Consider the following 8,371-nt stretch of genomic DNA (forward strand, 5'->3'; position numbering starts at 1 on the left):
CGTCGTTCGCTCGCGCTCTCAACTACGAATAGGCAGACGGCGTCGACTATCGCGGACTAACCGCCTTCGCTTCGCTATCCATGGCGGTCAGCGAAAGATGGGGATCGTTAGACCCATTTCAGTCGCTGTGCCACCATTACCCCAACGTCCAAAATTGACCTCATAGGCTCCTCCAGTGTCAGCAAGAGTCACGCTACCCGTCTCAACCACAGGCACGCCCACCCAGTTGTAGACACACTCGGGACTAGGACTGCATTCGGTGGGGTTGTCCACATGGATATCAACGGGAACATTACCCGTATCGAGCGTTGCAGTTATATTAACCCCATCAACCAATCCCATCGTAGCGTTACCCTCGACGTAGCTTCCCGTTGGGTCCACCACGCCTGCCAGACCTATGACACTGCCCGCGGGTGCAGGTACCGCCGTCTGCGTCTCCTGCTCAGCAGCTATCACCGGTTCACCCGTACTATCGAGTCCTGTGTCACTATTCACCGCCTCAGCGAGATCGACAGGCGATGTTTCCGTTGAGCTACCACCCGATGTCGCGACCGTTGAACCGCTAAAGCCACCATCGCCCCCCTCATCACCTCCTCCGAGCTCCGTTGCTTCCCCCTGCTCCTGCTGTGGCGCATCAAAGATCACACCGGGCGGCGCAAGCATCGGCCGTGGTGTTGCGCCTGCTCCTGCTACATAAAAGTAACGATCTCGCGTGTACTCAAAATCACCCGCCTCATTACTGAAGACGATCCGACCATCGACTACACCGGCATAGAGTCCATTTGGAATCTCGGGGCCACAGTCATCGCTGCAGATACGCACACCGTAATGAGTACCACGAATACCGATACTGCCAACGGGCGTATTGACCTTGTAACTCTTCGGCTCACCCTTACCAATAGCACCGGTGATAGTGCGCATGCCGCCCTTGATCAGGGTCGTCACCGCAAACGACTCGCCGCCCTTCTTACCCTGATACTGATAGCTCTCTACCTTGAACTCCGAACCGGGCTGGAACTCCATCATCGCATTATCGATGAAGCGCACCTGCGCCCTTGCGTTGGCACCTGTCACCAGTGTGTCGTTTTCGATAATCTTCGAACGTCTTTTCAACTTGCGCTCGCTCTGATCGGGCTGAAGTGCTTTAAAATCACCCACACTCTGAATCACCTTCCCAACCTGTGTTACGGCAGATACCGGGGCGGCCATCACGCCCACTACCAGCGCCACAACACTCACAAATGCATAATTATTTGTCTTCTTATCCATATCAGACACCCTCAGTAGAAGTCGTAACGCAGAGAGAGCTGCGTCAGGAAACGTTCATGCTCATAGAGCGGAATATTGGAGTTACTCCGGGTGTAACCGGTCTTGCCCCGTACCTTCCAGTGCTTGCTCGGCAGCCAGGTAAAGCCACCTTCAAGCTGATGTCGGATCTCTTCACGATTGGTGAGAAACATAAAATTAATGCCCTCATACTCGCTACGCTGAATCAGCCATGAGGCGTCGAGGCTCACGTTTGAGCGAACTCCAATCTGCCCTCCAAAACGTGTTCCATAAAAAACGCGCTCGGCCACAGCCTTCGCCTCGTTACTACTGGTATCGGCCATCTCCTGACCTCGGAAGGCGCTGGCAAAGAGCGTGGGGCTATATTTAACCGCCATCCGATGCGTCATGCCGCCTCCCAGCGTCATCTGCTGTGAATCTCTGATTGGCTGATCGGGGTAAGCCATCTCGATTAGACTGGCCGAGAGTGTTAGCTGTGTCTGTTTGCTGAGATCGTGCGTCCAGTCTGCCGTGGCACCCATCATCCTGCGATAGAGTTCACCACCCAGTGCAAAGCGCTGACCAACGATTCCAACACGATGAGTATTGTCGCCTTTCTGATGTTTCAGACCACCCTTGAGCGTGGCAACCATCGAATCGTAGTCATCAAGGGCGCTATGTCCCTTCAAATAGCCATCGAAGCCGCCGTATAGAGACAGACCCGGCGCAATGGGGTGGTTAACCGAACCTCCCGCTGAGACTTGATAGAGCGAATCGCTCTGTTCCAGATTTTCATCACTCAGCTGTCCCGTGCCGAACAGCGGGCTATCAAAGCTCCCGTCCTCAGGTGCACTATTGGCATTAGTGTCGTAGCCAAAACCAAATTCAACGTAACCAACAACCGTTGTCTCGTACTTTCCAGCGCGCTGCTGAATCGCATCAAGGTAGCGCTGCACATTGGTATGTACGATCTGCGGCGGTTGGTTTCGCAGCACCCACATGAACTCATCCTTGGCGCGTTTATCCTCCTGCAGGAGGAAGTAACCTCGCGCCAGTTCAAGACGGGCTGCGTTGTTATGTGGCTCTACAAACAGGACTCGCTCGAGCGCGAAGACACCCTCACTGACATGACCGCTATCGATCGCAGCAATACCTATAGAGATAGTCGAATCGAGGATCACCCTCATATTCAATAACCTCCGGCTGAGCCAACAGATACGCCTGCTTCGTTTCGCCAGCATTCACCAGACTTTCAAGCTTGCCGAGATCGATCGCCCAAACAGACGTTACAGATGCCATCGCGAACGCGGTGGCACACACCATTCTCCTAAACACAGACTTCCCCTTGTTATTATCGCTTTCCGTAATCCCTGATTACGCGGGGAATCCTAACAGACCAATATCGGACTATAAACCACCTGTAATTCTCGGGTACCGCAATATAAAGTGCCATTAATAATGATTATTTCACCCTCAAACTGAGGTTAACGTATTACCAAAGGATGTCATCGTCTTACCGAATCCAAATCGTCTTGGCATTCACAAACTCGCGAATACCTTGGTGCGAAAGCTCACGACCATAACCCGATGCCTTGACACCGCCAAAGGGGAGGCGTGGATCGCTCTTCACCATTCCATTAACGAAGGTACAACCACTCTCAACCTGTCGCGCCAACGCCTCACCCCGTTCACTATCCTCGGTCCAGATGCTACCGCCAAGACCAAAGCGTGAGTCGTTGGCGATACGCATTGCATCCGCCTCATCTCTGGCACGAATCACAATCGCTACCGGACCAAAAAACTCTTCACTGTATGCACGCATACCGGGTTCAACACGGTCGAGTATCGAGGCGGCATAGAAGGAACCGGGGCGAACCAGCGGCCGACAACCGGTGATGGCCTCTGCACCACTGGCGAGCGAATCGCTCACCTGCTTATGCAGCTCGCTACGTAGATCAGCTCGTGCCATCGGCCCCAGCGTGGTCTTCTCATCCAGCGGGTCTCCCGCCTCAAGCGCCTCGACCGCCTCTTTAAACTGGGTAACAAACTGATCGGCAACGACATCAACCACGATAAAGCGCTTGGCTGCGATGCAACTCTGCCCCGCGTTGAGAAAACGTGACGCGACCGCACCGGCCACGGCCAGATCGAGATCGGCATCTTCGAGCACCACAAAGGCATCGGAACCACCCAGTTCCAGCACCGACTTCTTCAACTCCTCGCCGGCCACGGCGGCCACCTTACGACCGGCAGGTTCGGAACCGGTCAGCGTCACAGCCGCCACGCGCGGATCACGAATCACACCCTCCACCTCGGAAGCGGGGATCATCAGGCTACGAAAGACACCGGCCGGGAAACCGGCATCGTGAAAGACCGACTCAATCGCCAACGCACACTGCGGCACGTTGGAGGCGTGTTTCAGCAATCCGGTGTTACCGGCAATCAGTGCCGGTGCGGCAAAACGGAACACCTGCCAGAAGGGGAAGTTCCACGGCATCACCGCCAGCACCGTGCCGATCGGTTGGTAGGCGACAAAGCTATTAGTCGCATCGGAGTCGATGCTCTCATCACGAAGAAATCCGGGACCGAACTCCTCGTAGTACTCACACACCAGCGCACACTTCTCAACCTCAGCCCGCGCCTCACCGATCAGCTTGCCCATCTCCTGACTGATCAGGGTCGCCAGCTCTTCACTGCGTGAACGCAGTACCGTGGCCGCAGCATGCATCAACCGGCAACGCTCCTGTATTGGAGTTGCCGACCAGACGAGCGTTACAGCCGCCGTCTCGGCCAGTGCCGCCTCCAATTGATCCGCATCAAACGCCTGAATAACCGTCAGCGTGGCATCGTCTGCAGGATTGATCGATTTAAAGGGCATCAATTACTCCCGTGTTATCTATAATTGTCTGGGAACCGCTTATTTATCTGGACAGCAGCAACCTTAAAGCGGTTCCATAGTATAGTTCACCACCCTATGAGTACACCGAGCACAACAGCGTAAAAAGGATTGTTGAAGCGATGAAACCAAGCACTATTTGCATTGTTGGCGGAACAGGGTTTGTCGGCAGCCACCTGGCAGCACGACTAGCCGCAAGCGGCTATCAACTACGCCTGCTCACTCGCCATCCACAACGTCATCGTGATCTCTCACTACTACCCGGTGTTTCACTGCATCAGGCCGATGTGTTTGATGATGCCGCACTAGCAGAACACTTTGAAGGGTGTGACGCGGTGATTAGCCTGGTTGGGATTCTGAATGAGAAGGGACGCGATGGCAGCGGTTTCCGTCGCGCCCATGTTGAACTGCCACGCAAGATCGTCGAGGTCTGTCGCAAGGTAGGCATCAAGCGCCTGATCCATATGAGTGCGCTCAATGCCGCCACCATCTCACCCAGCTTCTATCTGCGCACCAAGGGTGAGGGCGAAAAGGTGATTATCGCCGCTGGACGTAATGGCATGGCGGTAACCCGCATCTGCCCCTCGGTGATCTTCGGTCCCGACGACTCCTTCCTCAACCGCTTTACTGCACTGCTTCGTCTCTCGCCCATCGCCTTTCCACTCGCCTGCGCCGAGGCACGCTTTGCGCCGGTCTATGTTGGCGATGTAGTCGAGGCCTTTGCCGTCTGCCTCGACGACCCGACTACCATCGGTGAGCGTTATGAACTCTGTGGACCCGAAAGCTACACCCTCAAGGAGCTGGTCGAGTATGCCGCCGAGAGCGCCGGGCTGAAGCGCCTCATCATCGGCCTGCCCGATGCACTCTCAAAGTTGCAGGCATCGATCCTTGAGTGGCTGCCAGGCAAACCCTTCTCACGTGATAACTACAACTCACTGCAGATCGACAGTATCTGCAAACAGGATGGGCTGGCTGCGCTCGGCGTTTCACCGACCCGCCTCAAGTCGTTCCGCCCCGGTGCCAACTATCAGAAGTCTGATCGCGCACGCTATGACGACCATCGCCGCCGCGCCGGTCGCCACACGCTCTCGGAGTAGTCACAGACGATGCAGATCTATCTGGTTGGCGGTGCCGTGCGTGACAAAATCCTCGGCCTGAAGCCGAAGGAGCGTGACTGGGTGGTGGTTGGTTCCACACCCGATGAGATGCTTGAGCAGGGGTTCAAGCCGGTCGGCAAGGAGTTCCCCGTCTTCCTTCACCCCAAAACCGGCGAGGAGTACGCGCTGGCTCGCACTGAGCGTAAGACCGCACCCGGCTACCACGGCTTCGCCTTTCACGCCGATCCAGGCGTGACACTGGAGGAGGATCTGATTCGTCGCGACCTGACCGTCAACGCGATAGCAATGGATGATGCGGGTAACATTATCGATCCCTACAATGGCCGCGAGGATCTCGATAACGGCCTGCTACGCCACGTCTCCGACGCCTTCGCAGAGGACCCAGTACGCATCCTGCGCGCCGCCCGCTTCGCCGCCCGCTTTGCCAAGTTCGGCTTCCGAGTGGCGCACGACACCAATGCGTTAATGCGCCGCATGGTCGAGAACGGTGAGGTCGATGCGCTGGTGCCTGAACGCGTCTGGAAGGAGCTATCACGCGCACTTGCCGAGGAACGTCCACAAGCCTTCTTCAAGGTACTACGCGGCTGTGGTGCGCTGGCACGTCTCTTCCCCGAGATCGACGCCCTCTACGGCGTACCACAACCCGAACAACACCACGGTGAGATCGACACCGGCATCCACGTAATGATGGTGCTGGAACAGGCGGCCAAGCTTTCACCAGAGCCGGTAGTCCGATTCGCTGCCCTTACTCACGACCTCGGTAAGGGAACGACCCCTGAGGCGGAGTGGCCAAAACATATCGCCCACGAGCAACGCAGTGCCAAACTGGTCAAAGAGCTATGCGAACGCTTCCGTATTCCCAATGAGTTTCGAGATCTGGCGGTTCACGTCGCCCGCTACCACACCCACTGCCACAAGGTGCGCGAGCTAAAACCGAGCACGCTGTTAAAGACCCTCGAGTCGCTCGACGCACTGCGTCGCCCCGAACGCTTCGAGCAGTTTCTGCTCGCCTGCGAAGCCGACTCAAAGGGGCGCAAGGATATGGAGCAGACCCCCTACCCACAGGCCGACTACTTCCGATCAGCTCTGGCCGCCGCCAATGCCATCGTCGCCAAGTCGGTGATTGAAGACGGCTTCAGCGGTAAGGAGATTGGCGATGAGTTACATCGGCGACGCGTGACAGCCGTAGCCGGGATAAATACACAGATTTAGCTTACGACGTGCACAGCAAACACTGAGGTCTATCGATGTTCAGCAACACCTCACTCAATAGTCGGCAATCACTGACCTGGTTAACACTCTTCCTCTCCACACTGCTCTGGTCAGCCGTCGAACCACTCGATTATTTTATCTGGGGACTTGAGGTTGCACCTGCGCTGATCGCCCTGGTCCTGCTCGCATTCACGTTTAAACGTTTTCCACTGACCCCTCTCAGCTACTGGCTGATCCTCATTCACTGCATCATCCTGATGGTAGGGGGTCACTACACCTACGCAGAAGTACCGCTTTTCGATGCCATAGGAGAGCTCTACGACTCGGGACGAAACGACTACGACAAGCTTGGCCACTTCGCTCAGGGATTTATCCCCGCCATCATCGCCCGAGAGATTCTGCTGCGTCGATCACCACTCGAAAACGGCAAGTGGCTATTCTTTATTGTGGTTTCGATCTGCCTGGCGATCAGCGCTTTTTATGAACTGATCGAGTGGTGGGTGGCCGCTGCCACAGGCACTGCCGCTGATGCTTTTCTCGGCACTCAGGGTTATGTGTGGGATACACAGTCCGATATGGCAATGGCACTGATCGGCGCTATCATCGCAAACATAACTCTCAGCAAGCCACACGACCGGCAACTCTCCAGACTCGAGAGACCGCTAACGTAGCACGGATGAAACGGCGTGGAATTCGAGCAATGGCGATAGAGTGTGATTATGATCGTGACCCTATGCCAAACTGATAATCAAAGCTGCAGAACAGCTCTGTCCTGAAAGCGTGAATCGATTAAATCAAAATAATAATTAAGTAGTAAGGGAGATAATATTGATACCGATCCCACCATCGACACACTCACAACAGGGACGCTCTATCATCGGCTTTCTCTTTGGTCTTATATTCGCGGCTGCTGGCTTTGGTTTCATCACTTTCCTCGCTCTGCCCGATCTCACCGACTGGCAGCAGATGAAGTCGTGGCAGCCGGCCAAGATGGTCGTCACCTCAACCCGACTCGAGTCTCACAGTGGTGACAGCACCACCTACGAGGCACACGCCACCTATCGTTATCACTTTAACAATCAGCTCTTTCACGGCCAACGTGTCGGCATCAGCACAGAGGCGGACAACATCGGTAGTTGGCAGCAGCAGACCTATAAACGTCTTCGCGATGCTGAACAACGTGGCTATACCGTTAACGGCTGGGTGAATCCAGCTCAACCCAACGAATCGGTCATCGATCGTGAGATACGCTGGGGGTTGATGGCACTGAAGGGAATACTCGGTGGCATCTTCGCCCTGGTCGGTAGTGTTGTGGCCATCGCTTCACTCAGTCGCACAAAAACAAAAACCACACAGAGTTCAACTACACCTTGGATCGGCAACCCAAAGTGGCAGAGCAATCCCATTCGTTCCAGCGCCGTTTCTCAACTCAAGGGGATCTGGCTCTTCACCATTCTCTGGAACGCGATCTCGATGCCCGCCCCCTTTCTCGCCTTCGATGAGTTCATGGCGGGTGACTATGCTGTCGCCTTTGTTCTGCTCTTCCCTATTGTTGGCGCTGGTTTTCTCTACTTTGCGATCAAGAAATCACTGGAGTGGCATCGCTTCGGCCCTACCCCACTGACTCTGTCGCCAATGCCCGGGTCGTTAGGTGGCAAGGTGGCGGGGCATATTGATATAAATCTCCCCTACAGCGAATCGCGTGGCATTGAGATCACCCTCAAATGCATCCATACCTATACCAGTGGCAGCGGTAAAAACCGTACCACTCACAACGACACCCTTCGGGGAGTCGCTATTTTTGCGGAAGCTTGTTTTGGGCATCCAAGCCCAAGCAAGCGGCAAATACTTAACGCGACCGTTTATGCCTACGGCGCCC

General features: G+C 55.4%; 7 protein-coding genes. 4 read left to right on the plus strand and 3 right to left on the minus strand.

What is annotated here, in order from left to right; all coding sequences use genetic code 11:
- Positions 1–87 precede the first annotated feature (87 nt).
- The 3 genes from BOW52_RS15650 to BOW52_RS15660 all read right to left on the minus strand — a co-directional run bounded on the left by BOW52_RS15650 (position 88) and on the right by BOW52_RS15660 (position 4,144).
- Positions 88–1,269 (minus strand): FecR family protein, encoded by a 1,182-nt coding sequence (locus BOW52_RS15650; RefSeq protein ID WP_135622537.1) that lies wholly within the window; start codon positions 1,267–1,269, stop codon positions 88–90.
- 11 nt (positions 1,270–1,280) lie between these two features.
- A complete protein-coding gene (locus tag BOW52_RS15655; protein ID WP_172840389.1) occupies positions 1,281–2,453 on the minus strand; it encodes a surface lipoprotein assembly modifier in 1,173 nt (390 codons plus the stop codon).
- 326 nt (positions 2,454–2,779) lie between these two features.
- Complete coding sequence (locus BOW52_RS15660) at positions 2,780–4,144, minus strand: NAD-dependent succinate-semialdehyde dehydrogenase (protein WP_078485017.1); 1,365 nt, start codon at positions 4,142–4,144, stop codon at positions 2,780–2,782.
- A gap of 140 nt (positions 4,145–4,284) precedes the next feature.
- Between BOW52_RS15660 and BOW52_RS15665 the strand changes: the two genes are divergently transcribed.
- The 4 genes from BOW52_RS15665 to BOW52_RS15680 form a co-directional block, all read left to right on the plus strand.
- The gene (locus BOW52_RS15665) at positions 4,285–5,259 is read left to right on the plus strand and encodes a complex I NDUFA9 subunit family protein (RefSeq protein ID WP_078485018.1); all 975 of its coding nucleotides are present in this window, start codon (positions 4,285–4,287) and stop codon (positions 5,257–5,259) included.
- Between the two features lie 9 nt (positions 5,260–5,268).
- Positions 5,269–6,492, plus strand: coding sequence for a multifunctional CCA addition/repair protein (locus BOW52_RS15670; protein ID WP_078485019.1), 1,224 nt, complete (start codon positions 5,269–5,271; stop codon positions 6,490–6,492).
- A 35-nt stretch (positions 6,493–6,527) separates the two neighbouring features.
- Positions 6,528–7,163 carry a DUF2238 domain-containing protein gene (locus tag BOW52_RS15675; RefSeq protein ID WP_078485020.1) on the plus strand — a complete coding sequence of 212 codons (636 nt, stop codon included), beginning with the start codon at positions 6,528–6,530 and terminating at the stop codon, positions 7,161–7,163.
- Positions 7,164–7,320: 157 nt separating this feature from the next.
- A partial coding sequence (locus BOW52_RS15680; RefSeq protein ID WP_135622539.1) for a DUF3592 domain-containing protein occupies positions 7,321–8,371 on the plus strand: 1,051 nt, incomplete at its 3' end.

Origin of the sequence: Solemya pervernicosa gill symbiont (assembly GCF_002020875.1) — a bacterium.
Classification (GTDB): domain Bacteria; phylum Pseudomonadota; class Gammaproteobacteria.

Excerpts from the sequence above, each read along its gene's own strand:
- BOW52_RS15665 (WP_078485018.1), top strand. The coding sequence starts at position 4,285 with ATGAAACCAAGCACTATTTGCATTGTTGGCGGAACAGGGTTTGTCGGC.
- BOW52_RS15660 (WP_078485017.1), bottom strand. The coding sequence starts at position 4,144 with ATGCCCTTTAAATCGATCAATCCTGCAGACGATGCCACGCTGACGGTT.
- BOW52_RS15655 (WP_172840389.1), bottom strand. The coding sequence starts at position 2,453 with ATGAGGGTGATCCTCGATTCGACTATCTCTATAGGTATTGCTGCGATC.
- BOW52_RS15650 (WP_135622537.1), bottom strand. The coding sequence starts at position 1,269 with ATGGATAAGAAGACAAATAATTATGCATTTGTGAGTGTTGTGGCGCTG.
- BOW52_RS15670 (WP_078485019.1), top strand. The coding sequence starts at position 5,269 with ATGCAGATCTATCTGGTTGGCGGTGCCGTGCGTGACAAAATCCTCGGC.
- BOW52_RS15675 (WP_078485020.1), top strand. The coding sequence starts at position 6,528 with ATGTTCAGCAACACCTCACTCAATAGTCGGCAATCACTGACCTGGTTA.